Below are 1,202 nucleotides of genomic sequence, written 5' to 3'. Positions count from 1 at the left end.
AATGCCCCATGCCCAAACAGTTGTTGTGCATCGGCAAGAAATACCTGTGATTTCTTGTTGTCTGGGTGCTATGGAACTGGCTTTGCTTCAACATCTGTCACAACCAGAGATAATACAAATTGATGGTGCTAGAGATCATGACTGGTTATCTGTTGAGCAGATTTTGCGCCAGTATGCTCAGTATCAATTAGGTCGCCCTATTCGCTCTGCTACTTTGATCGACTCTTATTTTGCTGCCAACCATGATGCAACCGTCTGATTTGGATAAAAAAATCCTACCTTTGTCACCAAGCCTCGCCAAAAAACAGAATAGGTTATCAGATCCTACAGTCAGGAATCACTTGAGTGCCGTTCCCAAGTGTACACCTAGTCAAATAAATGGCCAAGAAATGTCTCCAAAAGACGTTTCTAAAAACGACCAAGGTTGGACAGCGGAGATCCCAAAAACTGATGTTCCAAGTCAATCAGAAACACAATCTGAAAACAAATTAATCACTGCTGAAGCAGATAGCAATGGCAATCGCAATGGGCAGAATTTGCCAGTAGCGACTATCTCAGAAAAAGAACCACCGAAATTAGATGGATCTGGTTCAGGTGGAGAAGCTGTTGTAGGAAACATAAAACAGCAAGGATTTTTGCCTGTATTAAGAAACCCTAATTTCTTGGCACTTTGGGGCGGTCAAGTTTTCTCTCAATTAGCAGATAAAGTTTATTTGGTGCTGATGATTGCCTTGATTAATACTCAGTTTCAAGCAAGCAATCAGAGTATTAGTGGCTGGGTATCAGTCTTGATGATGTCTTTTACTATTCCAGCCGTTTTGTTTGGTTCCGTTGCTGGAGTGTTTGTCGATCGCTGGTCAAAAAAAGCTGTGCTGGTAGCAACGAATATTTGGCGCGGCATTCTGGTTTTGTCAATTCCCTTTTTGTTGTGGTTGACTCATGACTGGAAACCCATAGGATTGCTACCCGTGGGTTTTGTAATCATCTTGGGTGTGACTTTTTTAGTTTCCACACTGACGCAGTTTTTTGCCCCGGCAGAACAGGCGGCAATTCCCTTAATAGTAGAAGAACAGCATTTACTCTCGGCTAATTCGCTTTACACAACAACGATGATGGCATCGGTGATTATTGGGTTTGCCGTTGGAGAACCGTTGTTAGCGATCGCAGATGGACTTTGGCTGCAAATTGGTGGTAGTGGTAGT

The 1,202-nt window shown here is 42.9% G+C and carries 1 protein-coding gene and 1 pseudogene; both read left to right on the top strand.

The window, feature by feature from the left end; translation table 11 throughout:
• Positions 1-259, top strand: a pseudogene (locus RRG12_RS44285) (DNA repair protein RecO); the annotation flags it as partial.
• A partial coding sequence (locus tag RRG12_RS44280; RefSeq protein ID WP_420763380.1) for an MFS transporter occupies positions 246-1,202 on the top strand: 957 nt, incomplete at its 3' end. The pseudogene RRG12_RS44285 and the gene RRG12_RS44280, both read left to right, overlap by 14 nt.

The organism is Nostoc sp. CALU 546, assembly GCF_048836525.1.
This window is presented reverse-complemented; position numbering and strand designations above follow the sequence as displayed.